The 21,566-nt window shown below is 40.4% G+C and carries 26 protein-coding genes, 1 pseudogene and 1 riboswitch; of the genes and pseudogenes, 17 read left to right on the plus strand and 10 right to left on the minus strand.

Annotated features, from left to right (window positions below):
* The first annotated feature begins 201 nt into the window (after positions 1–201).
* From AC0L6R_RS01690 to AC0L6R_RS01710, 5 genes are all read left to right on the plus strand, one after another.
* Positions 202–537, plus strand: coding sequence for a hypothetical protein (locus tag AC0L6R_RS01690; protein WP_473269657.1), 336 nt, complete (start codon positions 202–204; stop codon positions 535–537).
* A gap of 165 nt (positions 538–702) precedes the next feature.
* Positions 703–1,911 (plus strand): hypothetical protein, encoded by a 1,209-nt coding sequence (locus AC0L6R_RS01695; RefSeq protein ID WP_473269658.1) that lies wholly within the window; start codon positions 703–705, stop codon positions 1,909–1,911.
* A 112-nt stretch (positions 1,912–2,023) separates the two neighbouring features.
* Complete coding sequence (locus AC0L6R_RS01700) at positions 2,024–2,410, plus strand: hypothetical protein (RefSeq protein ID WP_473269660.1); 387 nt, start codon at positions 2,024–2,026, stop codon at positions 2,408–2,410.
* Positions 2,352–3,143, plus strand: a complete 792-nt coding sequence (locus tag AC0L6R_RS01705; RefSeq protein ID WP_473269661.1) for an amidohydrolase family protein — start codon at positions 2,352–2,354, stop codon at positions 3,141–3,143. Before AC0L6R_RS01700 ends, AC0L6R_RS01705 begins: the two co-directional genes overlap by 59 nt.
* Before the next feature lie 182 nt (positions 3,144–3,325).
* Entirely contained in the window at positions 3,326–3,811 is a 486-nt protein-coding gene (locus tag AC0L6R_RS01710; protein ID WP_473269663.1) for a hypothetical protein, read from the plus strand.
* Between the two features lie 83 nt (positions 3,812–3,894).
* On the opposite strand, the pseudogene AC0L6R_RS01715 reads toward AC0L6R_RS01710, so the two are convergent.
* A pseudogene (locus tag AC0L6R_RS01715) lies at positions 3,895–6,303 on the minus strand (TonB-dependent receptor).
* 136 nt (positions 6,304–6,439) lie between these two features.
* Positions 6,440–6,536: riboswitch (TPP riboswitch) on the minus strand.
* A gap of 159 nt (positions 6,537–6,695) precedes the next feature.
* Here AC0L6R_RS01715 and AC0L6R_RS01720 point away from each other — a divergent pair.
* The 4 genes from AC0L6R_RS01720 to AC0L6R_RS01735 are packed head-to-tail and all read left to right on the plus strand — an operon-like array spanning position 6,696 to position 8,932.
* A complete protein-coding gene (locus tag AC0L6R_RS01720) occupies positions 6,696–7,541 on the plus strand; it encodes a fumarylacetoacetate hydrolase family protein (RefSeq protein ID WP_473269664.1) in 846 nt (281 codons plus the stop codon).
* 58 nt (positions 7,542–7,599) lie between these two features.
* Positions 7,600–8,022: a hypothetical protein gene (locus AC0L6R_RS01725; protein ID WP_473269665.1), complete on the plus strand. Its 423-nt coding sequence runs from the start codon at positions 7,600–7,602 to the stop codon at positions 8,020–8,022.
* Between the two features lie 17 nt (positions 8,023–8,039).
* The gene (locus AC0L6R_RS01730; protein ID WP_473269667.1) at positions 8,040–8,504 is read left to right on the plus strand and encodes a TfoX/Sxy family protein; all 465 of its coding nucleotides are present in this window, start codon (positions 8,040–8,042) and stop codon (positions 8,502–8,504) included.
* Entirely contained in the window at positions 8,501–8,932 is a 432-nt protein-coding gene (locus AC0L6R_RS01735; RefSeq protein ID WP_473269668.1) for a secondary thiamine-phosphate synthase enzyme YjbQ, read from the plus strand. The genes AC0L6R_RS01730 and AC0L6R_RS01735 overlap by 4 nt, the downstream gene beginning before the upstream one ends.
* Positions 8,933–8,934: 2 nt before the next feature.
* Here AC0L6R_RS01735 and AC0L6R_RS01740 read toward each other — a convergent pair whose 3' ends face one another.
* The 7 genes from AC0L6R_RS01740 to AC0L6R_RS01770 all read right to left on the minus strand — a co-directional run bounded on the left by AC0L6R_RS01740 (position 8,935) and on the right by AC0L6R_RS01770 (position 13,789).
* Positions 8,935–9,918, minus strand: a complete 984-nt coding sequence (locus AC0L6R_RS01740) for a TlpA family protein disulfide reductase (protein WP_473269669.1) — start codon at positions 9,916–9,918, stop codon at positions 8,935–8,937.
* A 52-nt stretch (positions 9,919–9,970) separates the two neighbouring features.
* Positions 9,971–10,693 (minus strand): hypothetical protein, encoded by a 723-nt coding sequence (locus AC0L6R_RS01745; RefSeq protein ID WP_473269671.1) that lies wholly within the window; start codon positions 10,691–10,693, stop codon positions 9,971–9,973.
* A complete protein-coding gene (locus AC0L6R_RS01750) occupies positions 10,680–11,366 on the minus strand; it encodes a hypothetical protein (RefSeq protein WP_473269672.1) in 687 nt (228 codons plus the stop codon). Before AC0L6R_RS01750 ends, AC0L6R_RS01745 begins: the two co-directional genes overlap by 14 nt.
* 84 nt (positions 11,367–11,450) lie before the next feature.
* Positions 11,451–11,717: a hypothetical protein gene (locus AC0L6R_RS01755; protein WP_473269673.1), complete on the minus strand. Its 267-nt coding sequence runs from the start codon at positions 11,715–11,717 to the stop codon at positions 11,451–11,453.
* Between the two features lie 21 nt (positions 11,718–11,738).
* Positions 11,739–11,975: a hypothetical protein gene (locus tag AC0L6R_RS01760; RefSeq protein ID WP_283411895.1), complete on the minus strand. Its 237-nt coding sequence runs from the start codon at positions 11,973–11,975 to the stop codon at positions 11,739–11,741.
* Between the two features lie 323 nt (positions 11,976–12,298).
* On the minus strand, positions 12,299–13,357 hold the full coding sequence (locus AC0L6R_RS01765; RefSeq protein WP_473269675.1) for an aminotransferase class I/II-fold pyridoxal phosphate-dependent enzyme: 1,059 nt from the start codon (positions 13,355–13,357) through the stop codon (positions 12,299–12,301).
* Between the two features lie 9 nt (positions 13,358–13,366).
* Positions 13,367–13,789, minus strand: a complete 423-nt coding sequence (locus tag AC0L6R_RS01770) for a VOC family protein (protein ID WP_283411892.1) — start codon at positions 13,787–13,789, stop codon at positions 13,367–13,369.
* Between the two features lie 60 nt (positions 13,790–13,849).
* Between AC0L6R_RS01770 and AC0L6R_RS01775 the strand changes: the two genes are divergently transcribed.
* From AC0L6R_RS01775 to AC0L6R_RS01785, 3 genes are read left to right on the plus strand one after another with little or no spacing between them, the layout of a single operon-like run.
* Positions 13,850–14,761: a patatin-like phospholipase family protein gene (locus AC0L6R_RS01775; RefSeq protein WP_473269676.1), complete on the plus strand. Its 912-nt coding sequence runs from the start codon at positions 13,850–13,852 to the stop codon at positions 14,759–14,761.
* Complete coding sequence (locus AC0L6R_RS01780) at positions 14,739–15,356, plus strand: class I SAM-dependent methyltransferase (RefSeq protein ID WP_473269678.1); 618 nt, start codon at positions 14,739–14,741, stop codon at positions 15,354–15,356. The genes AC0L6R_RS01775 and AC0L6R_RS01780 overlap by 23 nt, the downstream gene beginning before the upstream one ends.
* Before the next feature lie 23 nt (positions 15,357–15,379).
* On the plus strand, positions 15,380–15,982 hold the full coding sequence (locus AC0L6R_RS01785) for a trimeric intracellular cation channel family protein (protein ID WP_283411889.1): 603 nt from the start codon (positions 15,380–15,382) through the stop codon (positions 15,980–15,982).
* Between the two features lie 55 nt (positions 15,983–16,037).
* Here AC0L6R_RS01785 and AC0L6R_RS01790 read toward each other — a convergent pair whose 3' ends face one another.
* On the minus strand, positions 16,038–16,616 hold the full coding sequence (locus AC0L6R_RS01790; RefSeq protein WP_473269681.1) for a methyltransferase family protein: 579 nt from the start codon (positions 16,614–16,616) through the stop codon (positions 16,038–16,040).
* A gap of 127 nt (positions 16,617–16,743) precedes the next feature.
* Between AC0L6R_RS01790 and AC0L6R_RS01795 the strand changes: the two genes are divergently transcribed.
* From AC0L6R_RS01795 to deoC, 3 genes are all read left to right on the plus strand, one after another.
* Positions 16,744–16,989, plus strand: a complete 246-nt coding sequence (locus tag AC0L6R_RS01795; protein WP_473269683.1) for a hypothetical protein — start codon at positions 16,744–16,746, stop codon at positions 16,987–16,989.
* Positions 16,990–17,080: 91 nt separating this feature from the next.
* The gene (locus AC0L6R_RS01800) at positions 17,081–17,953 is read left to right on the plus strand and encodes a Rossmann-fold NAD(P)-binding domain-containing protein (protein ID WP_473269684.1); all 873 of its coding nucleotides are present in this window, start codon (positions 17,081–17,083) and stop codon (positions 17,951–17,953) included.
* Positions 17,946–18,614, plus strand: coding sequence for a deoxyribose-phosphate aldolase (gene deoC, locus AC0L6R_RS01805; RefSeq protein WP_473269686.1), 669 nt, complete (start codon positions 17,946–17,948; stop codon positions 18,612–18,614). The genes AC0L6R_RS01800 and deoC overlap by 8 nt, the downstream gene beginning before the upstream one ends.
* 62 nt (positions 18,615–18,676) lie before the next feature.
* On the opposite strand, the gene AC0L6R_RS01810 is transcribed toward deoC, so the two are convergent.
* A complete protein-coding gene (locus tag AC0L6R_RS01810; RefSeq protein WP_473269687.1) occupies positions 18,677–19,711 on the minus strand; it encodes a Na/Pi symporter in 1,035 nt (344 codons plus the stop codon).
* Between the two features lie 242 nt (positions 19,712–19,953).
* On the opposite strand from AC0L6R_RS01810, the gene AC0L6R_RS01815 reads away from it, so the two are divergent.
* Together AC0L6R_RS01815 and AC0L6R_RS01820 are read left to right on the plus strand one after the other, a co-directional pair.
* The gene (locus AC0L6R_RS01815; RefSeq protein ID WP_283411884.1) at positions 19,954–21,084 is read left to right on the plus strand and encodes a hypothetical protein; all 1,131 of its coding nucleotides are present in this window, start codon (positions 19,954–19,956) and stop codon (positions 21,082–21,084) included.
* 12 nt (positions 21,085–21,096) lie between these two features.
* Positions 21,097–21,540 (plus strand): nucleoside deaminase, encoded by a 444-nt coding sequence (locus tag AC0L6R_RS01820; RefSeq protein WP_283412534.1) that lies wholly within the window; start codon positions 21,097–21,099, stop codon positions 21,538–21,540.
* Positions 21,541–21,566 lie beyond the last annotated feature (26 nt).

Below are 21,566 nucleotides of genomic sequence, written 5' to 3' on the forward strand. Positions count from 1 at the left end.
CACCTAGATTGGTTACCAGTACAGCATCCAGAATCAAGAAACAGAGTTCGTGTGTTCCAAGAATGGCTTCCTAATATCCACTTGGATTTTCATGAAATGGGAACAAATAGTACCTCTTTTTCCAGCCAGGTGTACCAGCTAGAATGCACCCTTTGACACCTGAGAAAAACTTTGAACTGACAAAGAAAATAGGCACATACCATGCGAAAGCTTTGGACCAAATTGGCTCCCTTTACTACAATCAGGAGAATTCCGATGATTACTACTATGGAAAAGGCTCAACCTACCCCGGATGTCCAAGGTTCCATAGGTATTTTATTTGAGCAAGCCAGTTCCCGAGGCCATTTGCAGGAAAGTGTAAATGGGATGCTCAGCTTTCCTTTTACCATCAGAAATCAATTCACGGCCAATCTTCCCTCTTTTCAGGCAGCTAAAGAAATGCGTCAGGAATTAAATCAATTCATGAAGGATTTCTATAGTGACATTCAAAAGGAAGTGGATGCAGATGTGAATAAGGCTTACATTTTTTGGAAGTAAGGAAGATGATGCAAGAAGCTATCATCTAGCTGATTTGATCCTTCAGCATGACATTAAAGTATTCAGCTTAAATGACGAGCATCACGGTAAATGGTGAAGAATTCAATAAAGAAAATTCCTATATCGTGCCAGCAGATCAGCCGCAGTATCAGATTGATCAAGGCAATGTTTGAAACAAGAAACACCTTCAAGGATAGCTTGTTCTATGATATTTCTGCTTGGACTTATCCTATGGCTTTCAATCTGGATTATATGGCCTTGAATAGTCAGATTTTGAATTTGGCAAGTGTGAATGAAATCTCGAAAAGCTCTATTGCTTTAGCTCCCGGAAAAGTAATCGGTGAAGCAGGAGCTTATCAGTATGCGATGGAGTGGACGGATTATTATGCGCCAAAAGCTGCCTTCAAATTGATGAACGCTGATTTTCAGGTAAGAGTAGCTACAGGGGAATTTACCACAGCAGACGGTAAGACGTTTGGACGAGGTACTTTACTGATTGGAAAAGGGGAAAGTGGATTGGATGATCAGGCTTTTTTCAATAAGCTCTCTGAAATAGCGAGCGTATCGACTGTAGATATATATGGATTGACAAGTGGATATACTGGCGGTTTGAATATTGGTTCTCCAAATATTATGGCTCTTGATAAGCCAGAAATCGCATTGCTAATAGAAGGTGGCGTGGATAGTTACGAAGCCGGAGAGATCTGGCATCTACTGGATCAGCGTTTTGAAATTCCGATCACACTCCTTCCGATGGATAATATAGGAGGAAGCACAGTGGATAGATACAACGTGATCCTAATGCCCGATGGCAGATATAATGGTCTTGGCAAGTCTGGCGCTGCAACCTTGAGGTCTTGGGTATCAAGTGGAGGTACTTTACTAGCCAAAGGTGGAGCACTTCAGTTCCTAGCACAAAATGAAGTGGCCGATTTCAAGTTCCGTGATAGAGCCGAGCCTGAAAAAAGCTTACAAAAAAGCTATGCGGACTATGAAAATGAATCAGGTGCAAAAGTTACAGGTGGAGCAATCTTCAATGCCACGCTAGACCTGACTCATCCCATCGGCTATGGTTATCTAAACTCAGATATTCACACCTTCAGGAATGATAATTTGTTCATGGAGCCTTCGGATAATCCCTATGCAAATCCACTTGTTTACACTGATCAGCCTCTTGCATCAGGGTATCTTCACCCTTCCAATCTTCCTGGAATTCAAAATGGTTCTGTAATTCAGGTTTCCGGTATTGGTAGAGGACGCATTGTTGCTTTTGCAGATAATATGAATTTCCGGGCTTTCTGGTTTGGAACAAACAAACTCTATATGAATGCCATCTTCTTTGGGCAGGTAATCCAGGGAGGAACAACCAGATAATTAATTAAACAAAAAATCCTGAGTAGCTTATCGGGATTTTCTGTTTTCAAAACCCCTAACTCTTGTATAATATTTTGCGTAAGCAAGCCTATCGAACCCTAAAAGCTAGTCTATGAATACCTCTACAAAACTATTGTTTGCATCTGCCTTTCTTTTCTTCGGAAATGCATTACTAGCTCAAGAAATGAGTTTTGAGGAATATAACCCTCCATCTACGCTGAAAGTCCCTGAGCACCCAGTTCAAAGAGCAAAGTTTCCATTCGTAGACATTCACAGTCATCAGGGAGGAATCAATGAAGAAAGGATTGATCAGTTGGTTGGGGAAATGGATGAGTTAAACATGGGGGTTCTGGTCAATCTAAGTGGAAGAGGTTTTGGACGGGGAAATAGCAATTCCCAGCAGGATTATATCAAGGACATGATTAAAGAATTTAACACGCATGCACCCTGGTCGATTTATGGTTTTCACCAATTTGAATTTTGCAGGATTTGGAGATGAAAACTGGACTCGGATCGCAGTGAAGGAGCTGGAAGAAGATGTGGCTGCTGGAGCAAGTGGATTGAAGATCTATAAGAGTCTAGGATTGAATGTGAATGATGTGGATGGAAATCGAGTTCCGGTGGATCATCCTGATTTAGATGCAGTATGGGCAAAAGCTGGTGAATTGGGGATTCCGGTAATCATCCATTCAGCGGACCCAGCGCAGTTTTGGCAGGAAATGGATGCTAATAATGAGCGTTGGTTAGAGTTGAAAACGCACCCTAATAGGGCACGAGGAGATGACAATCCAGCACCATTTGAGCAAATCATGGCTGAGCAGCACCATGTTTTTGAAAAGCATCCCGGGACTACATTCATCAACGCACACATGGGTTGGATGGCAAACGATCTTGATGCAGCCAGTGCTCATTTGGAGAAATACCCAAATGTCAATTTTGGAATTGGGGCAGTTATCGCTGAGTTTGGCAGGCAACCTAGACGTGCAAAGGAGTTTTTTGAAAAATATCAGGATAGAGTGCTTTTTGGAAAAGATGCTTACAACAAGGAAGAGTATTACACCTATTTCAGAGTGTTGGAAACAGATGATGAATACTTCCCTTATTACAAAAAATATCACGCTTTTTGGGCAATGTATGGCTTGGGACTTTCGGATGAAGTCTTGAAGAAATTATATTATAAAAATGCGCTTCGTATTGTGCCAGGAATGGATAAAAGTGTGTTTCCGGATTAATGCATTCTTTTTATAATCGCCAGGAGCGCGGAGGTTGAGACAAAGGCTAAAAAGATTTTTCAGGTTGAATAAATCTTTTGCTCAAGCTTTTTTCAAGACCTATGTAAAGCCGCTTTACATGTCGTCTCTTATATGTAAAGAAAATGCGAAAACCTTTACATAAACCCTAAACCAAGATCACTTTGTCCCGATTCAACTATAAAACTGGAAGTTCTGGAATTAATGGCCCTCGATTATTAGGTGTCATTTTAATATCAGCTGGTATCATTGTTTTACTTGTTCCAGTCTTCCATCAAGCCAGTACAGATCCGCAAAAGATAGGAATTGTTGGCGGTGGTTCTTTCTTCGTTGGGTTGGTTATGGTTTCAATTTATACAGGAACTCAAATTGATTTTCATAGGAACAGATTTAAAGCATATCAAAGTATACTATGGATTAAAATTGGAGATTGGCAAGAGCTACCTAAGATCGAGAATGCGGAGTTGATTCTACACAGCTTTCGAAGTACAAATACTCCAAATGGGATTAGCCCAACTCTTTCGCGCGACGTAACTATTTATAAATGTGTATTGCTATCAAATGGAGCCAAGTTTTTAGCACTTGATTTTGCAAAAGAAAAGGATGCGGTAGCTGCTTTGGAGGAAATTAAAAAGGGTTTTGGGATTTGAAAAATTCATCTTTCTAAAGCAAAAAAGAAGCGCTGATTTTTTCCAAAATATCTGGAGTAATTCAGCGCTTCGATTATTTTTTTCTAAAACTTCATAGTCAGCCCCAACATAAAATTGGTCCCAGCCATCGGATAATAGTAGTTTTCTGTAATCAATTCTCTTCCAGAATCTCCGGGAATGTAATAGCTAAACGTGTAGCCATTTGGTTCATGCATTTCCATCGAAGATATTATTGACCATCAAGTTCACTTCTAAGCTTTTGAAGAATCTCGGTTGCACTTGGTAGCTGATTCGGATATCATTTGGTGAAAAAAGAATCCAGTGATCTACTGTCATTGGCTGAGTTATCCAAGAATTGTTTTCCAACATACTTCCGACATCCAGTTCAACGAAAGGTTCTCGATTGGTTTATACTCTAGGATTGCAGATGCAATAGCATTTGGAGAAAACGCAATATCCGTATCCTCGTAAGTAAACGCCTCCTGCTGGAATTCTTCTGTGCTGTAATCGTCCACATACTCGGTAAACTCCTTGATCTTGTTTTGGCTCAGTGTCAGATTTCCACCTACAGTAAGGGCCTTCGAAATTTGATAACCACCCGAAAGCTCGATTCCGGCACGATAAGAACTCGCGACATTTTTTTTCTCGAACGTATGCTCCCACATCATTGATCTGACCAGTTAATATCAATTGGTCTTTATAATCCATGTAATAGAAATTGGCGTTGTAATTAAACTTGCCTTTTTGAGCTCTTACTCCAGCTTCGATGTCATTCAATCGTTCTGGTCTAGGGATTTCAGTGATGGGATTATCCGTAAAGTCCGAACGCTTTGGTTCTCTATTCGCTACAGCATAGCTCGCATACCACACCTGCCCATTGCTTCGCTCATAGGCTCAAACCGAATTTTGGATTGAAAAAGGTATAGGTTTGATTGCCATCTACGATTCTTTGATCGTCGTTGACTCCATGAAACGCGTAATCAATCCCACGCAACTGTAAGTCCCCAAAGAGATTCAATCCAGGACTGATTTCGTGCGTTGCTTTCAAATAGATATTTCTATCGTCCTTCACAGCATTGTTGTCATAATAACGATCCCGAATATTGGTTTCTCCAGCAATTCTCGCCCAAATGATTTCGCCCAAGTGATCTCCGTCGTAGCGATTGGCTCCACCGCCTAAGATGACATCCCATTTTCCATCATTCGAGATATAATTGACAGAAGAACGGGATCCCCCCAAAAGAAGTCATGGTCCTAGCCATCTTCTGCGGATGATATCCGTGCTGGAAATGGTGTTCTCCTCCGATTACTACATTAGGAAGAGCATAACTTGCAAAATCATCATCTTCACGGAACTGCTCATAATAGCCCCGCCCATAAGTATAATGAAGCGCCGCATTTGTTTTCCAATTTGAACCAATTTTTCCGGTGTAAATCAGTTGATAATGGTCCTGTTGGTAATTGTCAGTTTCATTGTCGTACGTGTAGTAGTTATAGGTTCTATCCTCTTCGAGCTTTGATTCCGGAAGTCCCCACCAGGCCTGATAGGTTTGTTCTTTTCCTGAGAAAACATTCAATTTTACTACGTGGTTTTCACCATAGTATCCTCCAGAGACGAAGAAAGATTTCAAATCAGAAAATGCGCGATCCATTCATAGCCATCAGAGGTGATTTTGGATAGTCTCGGCATCCACCGCAAACCGGTTATTCAAAAGTCCTGTTCCTGCTTTTACTGTATGCTTCCAAGAATTAAAGGAACCTACAGAATTGGAAATTTCAGCATAGGGTTCATCTTTCCGGGTATCTGTTTGAATGTTCAGACTGGCTCCAAAGGTTGCAGCTCCGTTAGTGGAGGTTCCAACACCCCGCTGGATTTGGATATTGTCTACGGAAGAAGCAAAATCCGGCATATTGACATAAAATACGCCATGTGATTCTGCATCATTCATAGGAATACCATTGACGGTCACATTGATTCGGCTTTGGTCCGATCCGCGGATACTCATGCTGGTATAGCCGATTCCGGCTCCAGCATCAGAATTTGTCACTACAGATGGGGTGAAATTCAAAAGAATCGGGATATCCTGTCCCAGATTTCTTTTGGCAAGTTCAGCCTTATCAATCGTCTGGAAAGTAGTTGGAGTAGTCGCAGATGCTCTAGTCGCAGAGACAATAAACTCTTCTGACAGGAGATCTGTTGGATTTAGCTCTAGCCTTAATTCTCCTGCTAAAGGCACGCTGAGGCTTTTTTGAAGTGTTTCAAAGCCAACATACGACACCCGGAGTTGAATCTCGCCTTCTTTTAATTTGGTAATTATAAAATTTCCGTTTTCATCCGTCACCGCTCCACGGCCTTGCTTTTCGGTCCAGACTGACGCTCCGATTAGTGGTTCGCCGCTTGAGCCATCCACTACTTTTCCACTGAGACTATTTTGTGCCCAAGTGGAAATTGCAAACAGGCAAAATGCCAGGTTTAACAGTACTTTTTTCATGTGTAATTTTCCCTTTCGGAAGATTGAGTGAAACATGAGAAAGCTCTAGGGAAGCTCTCCGTTATTGTTTACCCTGTAGCAATGACAAAATCAAAAGTCCCGAAGGGTACCTCTTCAGATTAATGATTCTCTTTTCTACTACGCTTGTTCATTTCCCTTCGCCGGCATTACCCGGATCAGGTCGTATGGGTATGATCTCAGCCCGTTTTGTTAAGGCACCCCCTATGATCTAATAGCAAAGGTAATGTGGAAAAACTGCTACGCAAATCTGGGGAGTGGAAAATTGATTTTACCAAAGACTACGTTGTAAGATGATAAAATGGGTTTAGTCTGAGTCTTTGACTCATCTCTCAATTCTTTTTCCTAAATTTCTGATCAAACCCTATTAACCTATGAAAATTTATAAACTGCCTGAGGGCACACTCTTAGAGTATCAAAATCAAACTTTTTTAGGCCCAGCAATGGATTGGGATAAGCTTCTGGCTCAGGAAAACCTAAAAGAGCATTTGGTAACTGAATCCAAATCCTGGAAAGAAATACCTTCTGAAGAAGGAAATGAATTTCTGGAGAAAGGTATTTTGGCACCTATGGGAAATCAGGAAATCTGGGCTGCTGGTGTGACATATTTCCGCAGTCGTACTGCTAGAATGGAAGAATCTCAAGATGCTGGTGGAGCAGATTTTTACGATAAGGTTTACAATGCCGATCGTCCGGAGCTATTTTTCAAAGCTACTGCCAGCCGTGTTTCAGCTCCTGGATCTGCGGTGAATATTCGTAAGGATTCTACTTGGGATGTACCAGAACCAGAATTGACTTTGGTGGTGTCTCCCTCCGGAAAAATCCAAGGATATACCTGCGGCAATGACATGAGCAGTAGAAGCATAGAGGGAGAAAATCCCCTTTATTTGCCTCAAGCGAAGGTTTATGCAGGTTGTGCGGCGATTGGGCCTTGTCTTTTCATTACAGATAAAGCGATTGAAGAAACTGCGAATATCCGATTGGAAATCTTCCGGGATGATGTTTTAGCTTTTGTTGGGGAGACTCCTCTGACACAGTTAAAGCGGAAACCAAAAGAATTAGCAGGCTGGCTTTTCCGCGGGAACACCTTTCCGATTGGTTGTTTTCTCATGACGGGAACAGGAATTGTACCGGATGATTTTACCTTAGAAGTGGGAGACAAAGTGAGAATTGGAATCGATGAGGTTGGGGTTTTGGAAAACTTCATTGAGAAGATCTGATTTGTAGCGATTTGAGATTAAGCTTCGTATTTGGTTTGTATATTTTAATCGACCCTTCATGAGGCGCTCCCTTTTCATTCTTCTGATTACGACAATTATATTTTCCTGTCAGGAAAATCAAGATCCGTATGATGAATTTCCTCAGACTTGGAAAATAGCAGGTTGGCAGAGTAATGGCTTTGCTGGAGATTCAGGTTTTCAGTCGGTAACAGACTCTAGCTATACCTATCTATTCAAAAAAGACGGTAGTTTTTTAAAAACTGTCGGAGATGATTCAATCACTGGGTTCTTTGAAAAGGAAGAGTTGATATATGAAGTTGGCGGTAAAAGCACCAATTATAAATTGTTTTTTCCTGAGGACAGGTTGAGAAACAGCTGTTCTGCCAATCTTGAGTACTTGACAATTGAAGAAAACGGGATGTTGGTTGGTGGAAGTGCGCCCTGCGATGGCCCTTCAATTTATCTTGCTCTTGTGAAATGATAAACTAACTCTTCTCTATGGCCTACGATGAGTATTTAGCTGAGCGATTGGCTACTAGTTTTAGGAGACATGGTGTTTCGTTTACTTCCAAAAGAATGATGGGAGGAATGCTTTTCATGTTGGAAGATAAAATGTGCATTGGTCTAAATCAGGAGAAGCATACCAAAGAAGACAGGTTGATGGTGCGGGTAGGGGAATTTGCTGAGGAGGAATGTATGAAGCGAAAAGGTTGTCGTCCAATGGAGTTCACCGGGAGACCGATGAAAGGCTTTGTTTATGTGGATCCAGAAGGATTCGATATGGATGAAGACTGGGAGTTTTGGGTGGAAAAAGCTTTGGAATATAATCCCTTGGCAAAAAAGAGCCTAAAGTACCACAGTCAGGAAGTGCCCTTGCTTTTGAATTTCGATTTTCAAACTAAACCAATCAAATTGGTTGGAAAAGGTAAATCTGTTTATCTGAGTTATATCTTTATGATATGACTCAGTTTTTCCAGCACAAACTTCGTTTACGGTCTTATCCATCAGGTTATCATTTGATCACCGATGAAATCGAAGAGGCAATTCCTGAAATATCACAGATTAGAACAGGGTTTTTACAGGTTTTTATCCAGCATACCTCCGCAGCATTGACCATCAATGAAAATGCCGATCCTACGGTCAGAAAGGACTTCCAGACCTTTGTAAATGAGTTAATTCCAGAATCTTATCCACGGTTTATCCACACTTACGAAGGTCCGGATGATATGCCTGCGCACATTAAAGCCAGTTTTTTTGACACAAGCCTACAAATCCCCATTTCCGGTGGAAAACTCAACATGGGAATTTGGCAGGGAATTTATCTTTGTGAATTTCGTAGGAATGCAGGAAGCAGAAGCCTGATTCTCACAGCTTTTGGTCAGGAAAAATGAGTCTAATTTTTCTCAAAGAGTGAATCCATTTCGCGTACTATTTTGCCTTTTTTGTACGAGTTCCAGATCTTTTCTATTTCCCCATCAGGATTGACTAAAATATAGGAAGGAAGGATCTGGATTTGATACAAGCTGGATACAAGCCCCCCGGCATCCCATAAGTCTGTCCAGATGATTTGTTCTTTGTGTTTTTTGGAAGAATTCATCCAAATGTCTTTGGTTTTGTCATCCCATATGGAAATAACTTCTATTTCTGAACTGTATTTTTCATAAGCTTCTTTGATATCAGGCAGTGCCATGAAACATGGGCCACATCCCGAATTCGAAAAATCCAGCAGTCTATATTTCCCATCGAAATCTGACAGGGAAACCATTCCGCCAGCGCGACTCTCCAGTTCAAAATCGATGGCTTTCATCCCAACTTTTGGTTTTGGGGCATCCTTCGTGAGTAAATTAGTCTTGGTCTTGGTGTAGTAGTCTGTAGCATGTAAAGACCCTGGAATCTTAGCTAATAGCTGTTCCAATTCTTCATCTGAATAATAGGACACAGACGAGGCCATGAGCTGCACACCCACAGCTTTGTCTAGGTTTTCAGAAATGATTTCCTTTTGTCTTTCTTTGTCTGAGTTATAAAATGCGCTCTCTATTTCATTGTAAGGGTGATTAGGGCTGATTTTTAGGGAGGAAAAGTCTTCTACGTCTCCTGTGATTTGATAGGAATCATCATAAACCCAGAAAGATTCTCTTTCGGTGATTTTTCCGTTGGATTGGATTTTCATCAACGTCACTTGGGTCGGAATTTCAGATGAGCTACTCACCTTAGCGCTCAGGTTTTCATCCAGCTGGTAACTTATAAAATCCATACTGACACGGATCATGTCTTTTTTATTGGGAACCCCGGAGAGGTTAGCAATTACTATGGTTTCTTGGCCGAAAGTGGTAAATGTGGTAAGAAGAGAAATCGAAAGTATGAAGAGCTTTTTCATGGCTAGTAAGAATAATACTCATAATATACTTACTAACTAATTACAATTCAATTCATAACATTGCCTCTACCTTCACATGATCTCCCGTCATCAAAATTCTTCGGAATCCATCTTTGGTGTCGTTACTTACTTCCTTGCCTAGTACTTTTACCTTCGTGTATTTCTCTGGAAGCTCGATGGAAATTCCTGCTTTCTTTTGCGTTTGGGTAACTTCTATGGTCAGTTGCTTATCCGCAGAATTGATGTAAATGCTGATTTCGTTGTCTTCGATCCATAGATTCTCTAGTGAAGCGCTCTCCCAATCGGCTGGCAAACTTGGACGGATGTATGTCACTCGGTTTTCAATGTCAGGTAGTATTCCAAAAGGAGAGATTAAAAGTAAAGGCTGAATCATCACATGCCCTGGGGATAAGTGTCTCGTCCCTTTGGTGGAGAAAATGGCCTGATCTACCTTTTCCACAAAATCCTTACTCAGCAGTTCAATCACTTTATATAACTCCTCATTATCGTCATCTCCTCTACTATGCCGTTTTAAGCCCTTTTCAAATTCAACTAATCCTGTTTTGTACTTACTCCATTCATATGCTTCTTGAATTTCTGCATCTGGAATGTTGATTTTGGAAGTGCGTTGAAGAGAATCTATCACAGCAAAACGCTCATCCCAATCGGTTTGTATTTCAGCCCGAAGATCAATTAACGTCTCAATGGCTGTGAATTCACCTTGGTCAGAACCTGCAATGAAAATAGGAATTACCCGCTCCTCATTTGCTGCCAATTCTATGGAAATTTCTAATCCAGTACTTGCACCGAACTCGGATACTTCTGGGGTGCAATTTGAATTGATTGGTTCTATAGTATAATCGCTGGGAGCTTCCCCAGACTGCATACCAGTCGTTTGCACCATCTTTTGCTGTGAAAATTCCTGTCAATTCATCAAAAATAACCTGATCTGCTGCGTCACGGCCAAACGTGCTGTCTTTCAATACACTAGGCTTAAGGTTGGTATTTACTTGAACCTGAAACTGAACGTTTTTCGCAGAGTTTTCCACATTCTTTAGGGAGTATAGTAGCGTGACTCCAAGCTTATCATTATTTAAGTATTGGAGCTGATTTATTTCCACACCTTGATTTTCAAGTTGGAAAAATTGCTTTGCAGCAAATGGATATTTAGTGAAGGAAGTTGGGTTTTCCAGACAACTCGTCTCTTCCCCGATTTTGATTGCTGCGCTAATACCACTCAAAAGCTGAATGCTTTCTAAGGTAATTTCCTGATGAGTTCCACTGATTAGGACATTCTCATTTCCTAAGGAAAAGGCAGAGACATCTTTCACCGAAACAGACGGTAACTTGTCTAAACTCTCAAAAATTGTGGTTTCCTCAGATTTTGTTCCTTGGCAGGAAAGAGTGACTATAAGAAGAACTGGAATAGCTAAAAGAGAGATTTTCATCAAGTCTGGATTTGGCTTAAAATTATATTGTTTTGCCTTCTACTCGTAAGTGGGATATTTTTCATTGCGTAAATTAACTGCAGTCTACTCTTGGTACTTTTTTGCCTTCAATCTATACACCCACAGGTAAGTGAAAAATGTGACAAACACTTGCAGAATGGTAAAGTAAAACCAGGTGTTAAGTTCTCTTAGAGGATCTAAATTGATCGTATTGTTATAATAGAGCTTAGAAATAATCAGTGCTATGATTGTTGCAGGCAAAACTACCGCTAGCCAGAAATTAAAAAAGGAGCGATATAGAAAAGGAATTTTCTGATTACTAGAAGGTTTATTTGTCTTACTGTTTTTCATTTGGCAACATTGATTTGCTGATCAGAGCCCATCTTTAAATTGTTGTGATTTTGGCTTAAAGTCTCGAAAATACATCCACAACCCAAAAATCACCTGAAAGATCAGCATTTTGACATAAGTGGATGGAAGCTTAAAGAATTCCCAGCTGATGGAGCCCTTGAAAAGCTGCGTGAGGATAATCGTAAGAATACTGGCAGGAAGTATATAAACTAACCAGAAATTGAAAAATGAACGGTATAAGAAAGGTGGTTTTTTCATTTAACTTGAATTTTTACTTGAACTCTGATGATACTTCAAGTTAGGTCTATAGAAAATGTAATAGTTCGAGATACTGGTGAGAATAAGATACCAGATGAATGTAGAATAGAAGTTTCTTTCAACGATAAATTCCCATGAAATAGCTCTATTAATTGTGAAATGTGTTGCAAAAGCGAAGAGTACAGGACTTGGGAGCGTGAGTTTATACCAATACTTGAAGTAAGGAGTGAAATGCCTTTCGAATCGTTCTTTGCCCTTTGATACTTCCATGGTTTTTAAATTTATCTATTTTTCGAAGTGAAGTAAAATGGCTGAAGGCTCACTTACTTGACCAACCCTTGGATGATTTGATTGAGATACATGATATCACCTAGTTCATGAAAGGCTGAAATCACGATTCTGTTCACAGATGGACTTTCTACTGTAGGGTATGGAAAAGAAGAAGTGATGATGCCTGCTTTTTCAAACTCTTTCACCCAAGATGGATCTGAATACGCAAATGCCGGAAATGCCCTACTTCCGCTGATTTGAGCAATCTCGGCTGTCTCTTGGGCGAATATTCCACAGGCATCTTCCAGCCAGCTTTTCGCCTCCAAATAAATATGCTCCATATCCAGAAAAGCGCTCAAGTGCGCGGGTGACCCAGGTGAGGCTCCTCCAAAAAGCGGAGTTGACTTGATGGTTTCCAAGTGTTTTTCATTACCTAAGATTATCCCAGCGGGCAGGCCTAACCCTTTTCCTAGTGAGCCTGTCACCACTAGATTGATGTTAGGATCATCCCAGTTTTCGTACGTGCCGTAGATGCTTTTGCCAATGGTGCCGAAGGCATGACTATCGTCTATTAGCAAAGTAACTTCGTGTTTTTTAGCGATGGTTTTTACCCAACTATAATCGTGGATTTCACAGAGAAAAGGATCCAACGCATTGCCAATTAGTAAAATTTTGCGTGGTGATAGCTCATCAGATAGTTCTAAGCAAGATTTTTTCCATTGTACAAAATTTAATTGAGTAGAAGGAGATAACTCATCAGGTACAATTGCAGAATGTGCATCAGGAGCGATCCAAATTACTTCAGCATTTTTATAGCAGGATTTCCATGCAGCGATTCCTGCCAAATAACCTGAACTAAAAACCGCCGCTGCTGGAGCTCCAGCGGATGCAGCAAAGGCTTCTTCAAACTCATCGAATATAAGAAGACGAATATTATTAAGTCGACTTTGCCCATGGTTGGAACCAAAATCAAACAATCGATCAGCCAATATATCCAGAAAGTCATTGTTTTGAACAATTCCCAGATAGGATGTACCACTGAAATAGAGATGCTCTCTGCCCTCTATTTCTATCATCCTTCCTATGCCGGTATCTAGGTAGTGATTTTTCAAAACGAAGTATTACTTGGCGAAAATCTGAGTTTCATCCTGAAAGGATTTGAATTCCAGTGCGTTTCCACAAGGATCCAAAAAGAACATAGTAGCTTGCTCGCCCACTTCTCCTTGAAATCGAATGTATGGTTCTATAACAAACTCGATTCCATGTGCTTTGAGTTTGTCGGCTAATTCATGCCACTCTGCCCAGGGTAGTATTGCTCCAAAGTGCCTAACAGGAACATATTTCCCATCCACAGTATTTGTATGCGCCAAGGCTAATTCTTCAGGTTTGATATGTGCTGATAGCTGGTGACCAAAGAAGTTGAAATCTATCCATTTATCAGTGCTTCTACCGATCTCACATCCAAGTAGATCACCATAAAAGGCGCGGGTTTCTGCAATATCCCGGATTGGGAAAGCGAGGTGGAAGGGTTTAAATTGGCTCATTATGTGTACTTTCGTTGAGGGTTTTTCGGCGTCAATTTAGTTGTTTATTCCCTAAAAAGTATGGAGAAAAGGAAATCTGTATCATTGGTTTTGAGCAGCGGTGGAGCGCGGGGATTAGCGCATGTAGGTGTCATCGAAGAGCTTGAAAAACGTGGCTATCACATTGCTGAGATTGCGGGGTGTTCAGCTGGCGCATTAGTTGGTGGAATGTATGCTGCAGGAAAATTGGCCGAATTCAAAGATTGGATTTGCCATTTGGATCGGCTGGATGTGTTTTCTTTGATGGATTTTACTTTTTCTTCGAGAGGATTTATCAAAGGAGAAAAGGTTTATAATGCCTTGAAAAAAGTGGTTCAGGACTGTCAAATCGAGGATTTTGAGATCCCCTTTTATTGCAATGCAGTAGATTATATCAGTGGAAAGGAAGTGGTTTTTCGAGAAGGAAGCTTGTATACTGCCATTCGTGCATCAGGAAGTATACCTACTGTTTTTCAGCCTGCACGCTTTCATCGTCAAGAGTTAATTGATGGCGGCGTACTAAATCCTGTACCCCTTTCACTTTTGCGGCTGTCCGACGAAAATATGATCGTAGTAGTAGGATTAAATGCCGGGGATTCTGAACTGGTTATTCCACCTAAAAAAGATGCAACTGGTAAAAGCTTTATTTCTATGCCAGCTTGGGTAGCAGATTACCGCACAAAGATGAGACAGTATTTTCCTGAGCAGGTGAAAGAACAAAAGAAAACCTCGCTCAGCTCCATAAGCCTGATGACACGCTCGTTTGATTTGCTTCAAGATCGGTTCTCTGCTTTGTTGATTGAAAAACATAAAGTTGATATATCGATTCAAATAGCAAGAAATCAAGCAGGAACATTGGAATTCCATCGAGCGGAGGAATTGATAGAAATTGGGAGAAAAAAAGCAATTCAAGCCTTAGACAACTGGGAAAATGAACATTTCCGAACTCAATAAATTACTTGGTAATATCGACATCTACCTCTTGGATCAGATTCTGAAGGGAAGATTTTCTACAGATATGAAAATCCTGGATGCAGGCTGCGGGGAAGGTAGAAATGCAGTTTACTTCATCAATGCTGGTTATCAGGTTTTTGGGGTTGATCAGAACGAAACGGCAGTTCAATACTGTCGCTACCTGGCAAAAAGCCTGAATAAAAGTTATGATGCATATCGATTTCAGGTTGCTGGCTTGGAAGAGATACCTTTTCACCAATCGGCCTTTGACGCTGTGATCTGCTCTGCTGTTCTACATTTTGCCGAAAATGAAAGTAAGTTCTGGAAGATGATAGATGAAATGCTCAGAGTTCTGAAAACCTGCGGGACCTTGTGGTTTCGAATGACGACGGCTTTTGGGGGAATTTTGGAAAAAAGCCATGATCTTGGAGGAGGAAGATTCGCGCTACCTGATGGGTCTGAAAGGTTTTTACTTAGTGAAGCACATCTGGAGAAATTTAAGCAACTTGGATTGACCTACTTGGAAGCGCCTAAAACAGTTCTGGTGCTGGATCAAAGGGAAATGGGAGTTTTTGTGATGAAAAAAGAACTGTAAACAGCCAACAAAAAGCTCAGACTATGGATTTACAATACGCATTAGAACTGGTTGGAACATTTGTATTTGCAATTTCAGGGGCATTGGCAATCCGAGAGCTTGAGCATGATTTATTTGGTGCTGGGTTTACAGGATTTATTACTGCCATTGGCGGCGGTACACTTAGAGACATTTTGTTGGACAGTTATCCACTGGTTTGGATCGCAGATGTAAAGTTTCTGTATGCAATTCTTATCGGTATTTTAGCTGCCTTTATTTTTCCACGCTTCCTGAGTAGACTTCGTAAAACTTTCTTTCTTTTTGACACCCTGGGAATTGCTTTCTTCACAGTACTTGGTGTGGAAAAAGCGCTCAGTCTAGGCATGAGGCCTGAGATTGCTGCTATCATGGGAATGTTTTCTGCAGTGATGGGTGGGGTAATTCGAGATACCTTGACAAATCAAATACCTATTCTATTTAGGAAGGAAATTTATGCTTCTGCTTGCCTGGCAGGTGCAATAGTTTATTTAATTATCAATTCATTTGAAGTCGCGAGAGATATTAATTTACTGATCTCGATCTCAGTAATTATTGCAATCCGCATGCTGTCGATGAAATATAAATTGAGTTTGCCTAGACTGGACTAAGTCAATTTTTAATTGGCAAATTCATTTCTCAGGTTTAAAACTGATCAGGATTTGATTACCAAAACTTTGGAATAAGCGCAGGGACTTTTGATTTATAGTTTTGGTAAGCTTCGCCAAATTGGAGTACAAGATTCTTTTCCTCAAAGTATATCCCAAAAGGTAGATAGAGAACCAAACAGCTTAGGTGTACCACGGAAGTTAGGCTTCCTGAGAATAGAAAATACCCTAGAAAAATCAACAACAATCCAGAATAGAGAGGATGCCGGACCTTGGCATAAAGACCAGTTGTAATCAATTCTTCAGAATTCTCTACACTAGGGGTAATTCCAAGGAATCGCTTCATTGAGTAGTTTTTGCTTGATTTAGTAGCTATGATTGTTCCAAATCCTGCCAGCATATATCCAAGATAGTCTGTAAAGTCGCTTTTTGAAATCAAGGTAGTTTTCGGAATTAAGACTGCTTGAATCAAAATGCCAATGAATAGTATCAGTGAAATTAAGGTATAAACTAATCGATACCATTTGTAAGCGTCTCCCCATTTTACCTCCAAAATTCTTTTTAACTTGGATGCTGCCATCAGAGAATGGGCTGTGTAAAAAATGATCCAACTTAGTGCTAGCAGTACATAACTCATTGTAGTATATTAAATTCGTAGCCACTATAATTTTTATGAAATCGAGCTTGTCGCAAACGATACACGAAGGAATAATTAGTAACCATGCGAGATTCCATATGGCTAATAAAAGTCAAATTATAAACAGATGAAAATCGGAATAATCCGCGAAGGAAAAAACCCACCAGATAAACGTGTTCCTTTTACGCCAGAGCAACTGAAGAGGATTCAGGAGGAATATGCCGGGAAGATCAGCATACAAGTGCAAGCTAGTCCTGTTAGGGCTTTTACAGATCAGGAATTTGTTGATTCAGGGATTGAAGTAGTTGAGGATATTTCCACTTGTGATGTTCTTTTTGGGGTAAAAGGAAGTTCCTATTTCCAATTTAATTGAGGGGAAAACTTTTTTTTTCTTTTCGCATACGATCAAAAAACAACCTTACAATAGGAAACTACTCCAAGCAGTACTGGACAAAAAAATCCGATTGATTGATTATGAAGTATTGAAAAATGAGCTGGGAAATCGTGTAGTGGCTTTTGGAAGGTGGGCTGGTATAGTTGGAGCATACAATGCGTTTTGGACGTATGGAAAAAAGACTGACCTTTTTGAGATTAAGCGGGCTTATGAATGCGCAGATCTGAAGGAACTCCATGCTGAGCTTGCCAAAGTGCAATTGCCACCGGTGAAAATTATTCTTACTGGTTCGGGACGTGTTGGAAACGGTGCCAAGGAGATTTTGAATTCATTAAAGATTCGCGAAGTTTCGGTGCATGATTTCCTGCATCTTTATTTTGAAGAGCCAGTGTATGTTAATTTGAGCTCAGCAGATTATAATAGAAGGAAATCAGATGGAGGGTTTGACAAGGAGGAGTTTTACACCTTCCCTGAAAAGTATGAAAGCCACTTCCAGAAATTTGCAGAGGCGGGCGAGATGCTTATTTCCGGAGCTTACTGGGATCCAGATGCTCCAAGATTATTTGAATTGAAGGATATCTCAGGCGAGGATTTTCAGCTTTCCGTGATTGCTGATGTGAGCTGTGATGTGGGCGGATCAATTCCGACTACGATCACGTCCAGCACAATCACTGATCCAGTGTATGATGTGGATCGCCAAACGGGAGAGAAAATTCCTGCCTTTGGAAGTCAGACAAGCATATCGGTCATGGCTATTGATAATTTGCCTTGTGAGTTGCCTCGAGAAGCTAGCCAGGAATTTGGAATTCAATTGATGAAATGGGTGATTCCAGCGCTTTTGGAAGATAATTCTGGAATTCTAGAGCGAGCGACGATTGCACGGGATGGGGACTTGACTATTGAGTTTATCTATTTGAATGACTTTGTAAATCAATATGAATAAGTTGAATCGCTTTTTGGAATCCACACTTTTGAAGCCTACGATGACTGGAACGGAGGTGGATTTATTAGTTAAAGAAGCTATTGATGAGCAATTTGTGGGAGTTTGCGTTCCTCCCTTTTGGGTGAAAAAAGTAAGGAGAGATTTAGGCGAAGAAAACATACAATTAGTCACGGTGGTTGGGTTTCCTTTTGGATACACCGATACCGCGACGAAGGTATTTGAAGCCAAAGAAGCAATCCGTCAAGGTGCAGATGAATTAGATCTGGTGTGGTCTCAAACGGCTTATCATTCTGGGATGAATTGGCCAAAAATAGAAATTGCTCAGATAGCCAAAATTTGCCACGAGGAAGAGAGAATTCTCAAGGTCATTATAGAAACAGCCAATTTGAATGAAGAGCAAATTATTGAGGCTAGTTTGATGTGTCAGGATGCTGGGGCAGATTTTGTGAAAACATCTACTGGCTATGCCTCCGCTGGCGCAAAAGTGGAACATATCAAATTGATGCGGGAAAATTTATCTTCCAATGTGGGTATCAAAGCAAGTGGAGGCATCAAAACGCTGGATTTTGCTCTGCAACTCATAAATGCTGGTGCTGATAGGATTGGGACTAGCTCTGCAAAAGCATTAATGAATTCCTGCGAACTACTTAATCGTTACTGAAATATATCAGTAGAAACGGAATAATGAAGAAAGTCAAAAGGATATAGGCAAAACCTAAAAATTTACTTTTCACCGATTCTTTTCCCATAGACAGAGCTAGTCTGATCGGAATATTTCTCACTGCAGGAAAAGGCAGAAATATCAGAGCCCCAATAAAGTTGAAAAGAAAGTGAACTAAAAGCTAGCGCTATAGCGGCTTCTGTTTTATAAATAGCAGCAATAGCAGCAGTTATGGTCGTGCCAATGTTTGCTCCAATGATGAAAGGGAAGGATTTTTTGACAGATACCTTTTTATTGGCAACAAGAGGGACAACCAGGGAAGTGGTGACTGTACTCGATTGTACAGCAGCGGTGAAGAAAGTCCCATAAATGAAAGCCATGTAGGGGTTTTTGAAAATCAGTTTATTAATGTCCTGAAAACTGTTCAGAACGAATGCCTTATAAACTGATGTAGATAAGATCTTTATGGCAGCAAAAACCATGAAAATGGAGATAATCATGGTCAGGAATGGAATATCTATAGTGCTCGAGATCCATTCTGTAATCGGTCTGGTAAATACTTTATTGTAGACGATGGGTCCTGTGTAGGATTCATCCGGAGTGAATAAATGTGCAATCTGGATTGAAACCTTAGATAAAAAACCAAAATAGATCTCAAGCGGCAAAAGAAGAATAACTGTGAAAATATTAAAGATATCATGCAGCATTCCCGCAGACAGGGCGCGCTTGAATTGCTTTTTATTCATTATATAAGAAAGGGAAACCAGCGTAGAGGTTAACGTCGTTCCGATATTGGCACCCATGACCATAGGTACTGCTTGCTCTAAGGTAAGGTTGCCCGCCGCTACCACTGCTACAACACTGGCAGTTACGGTAGAGCTACTTTGAATTAGGGCAGTCATCAAAAGCCCAATAAATAAACTTACAAAAGGGTTTCTTGTAGCGAGTAGGATATTTTCGGCTACGTCATTATTCAAATGACTCATTGCTACTGTGAGCAAATCAATAGCGAAGATGAATAGCAACAGTGCCAAAAGCATCATGATATAGCTTTTGGTCTTATTAATTTTATCTTTTTCCGGCTCTAAGCTCTCCATCTTTTAGTTTAGAATAAATCTCCCGCATTCTATTTTACCTCAGGATTAGGGATTTATAAAAGAGTCTTGAACTATCCTAGAATCCAAATTTTTAATAAAATATTGGGCAAAAGTTGAAATTTTTTTGCGAAAAACAAGGCAAAACTTCCTTTTTGAAGAGGAATTGTAGTTACTTAACAATTTGATAACATGGATAGAAGGATATCTTCTTTAATTTTGCGCGACCGACCAAAAGGCAAATCATGGCCAAGAAAAAAATAGACCAAAATATTAATCAGGATAAGCTCTCCAAAAGTGCTTACTCCCTCTTTGATTTCACCAAGAAAGAGAAACCCTTTCTAATCATCATTTGTGTACTCATATCCATCGCTGCGGTAATCACTCCTTATACGTATGCAGCTATGTGGTTTGGCTTTGCTTTGGCTGCATATTCTGCTATCGCCAATGACAGTATTCAGACGATCGGTACTTTTATCGCTTCCAATCATAATAAGAAGTGGTATTGGTTATGGCTTTTCATGGGCCTTATATTCGTAGGCACGGTTACCTACAGCTGGTTTACCTATAGTGGAGACGTGAGTTACCAGAGATTATCTGTTCCAGGTCTGGATAAAGCGCCGACAAGTTTTGTATTTCTTCAGCTTGCTGCTCCTATCGTTCTTTTGATTATGACCAGGCTCAGAATGCCTGTTTCTACTACATTTTTGTTGCTGAATGTCTTTACATACAAAGCTGGGACTATTGTTAGCGTGATGTTTAAGAGCTTTGTGGGGTACCTGCTTGCATTCTCTATCGCAATAGCTGTATGGTTTGTTCTTGAGCGATTTGTTAAAAATTACCTAAAAGGGAAACCAGCACCTTATTGGATTTACCTGCAGTGGATTACCTCTGGGACACTTTGGGCAGTGTGGATCATGCAGGATGCTGCAAATATTGCGGTATTTCTTCCAAGACAATTGGATGCAGTAGAATTCTCCATTTATGCAGGGTTTGTATTTATAGGATTAGGCTTTCTTTTCTACATGAAAGGTGATAAAATCCAAGGAATTGTAAACGAAAAGTCAAGCGTTACAGATGTTCGTGCGGCGACGATTGTTGACTTCGTTTATGCTATTATACTGTTCTACTTTAAGCTTTATAGCAATGTTCCGATGAGTACTACTTGGGTATTTATAGGGTTACTTGGAGGTAGAGAAATCGCAATTGCACTTGGTAAGCACGCGAAGGCAGAGAAGAGAAATGCGTGGTTATTCAGGGCCTTTAAAATGGCTAGAAATGACGTGTCCAAGGCATTTATCGGATTAGTGGTATCCCTGATTCTCGCATTCATTATCAATGATGGCGTGAGAAACGAGATTCTGGATTTTTTCTAGGCCATTTTGGAAATAGAACTATACAGCCACGAGTACTTTATGAATGAAGCCCTGAAGCAAGCCAAAATTGCTTTTGAAGAGGGTGAAATTCCTGTTGGGGCTGTTATAGTTTCTAAAAACAGAATCATTGCCAAAGCTTACAATCAAACGGAAAAGCTCAATGATGTAACAGCTCATGCAGAAATGCTTGCAATTACTTCCGCTGCGAATTACATGGGGGCAAAATATCTGAATGATTGTAGGCTTTACGTAACGCTAGAGCCTTGTGTAATGTGTGGGGGAGCACTTTTTTGGTCCCAAATCGGTGAAATTCATTATGGTGCATCTGATCCTAGAAGAGGGTATTTGCAAAGCAATCCGGGAATAGTCCACCCCAAAACCAAAGTATTCACAGGAAGTCTTGCCTTAGAATCTGAACAGCTTTTGCTGGAATTTTTCAAAAAACTGAGAAAATAAAAGGAAATTGATCTGTAAAGAACCTT

Source organism: Algoriphagus sp. 10J20-15 (assembly GCF_055809615.1).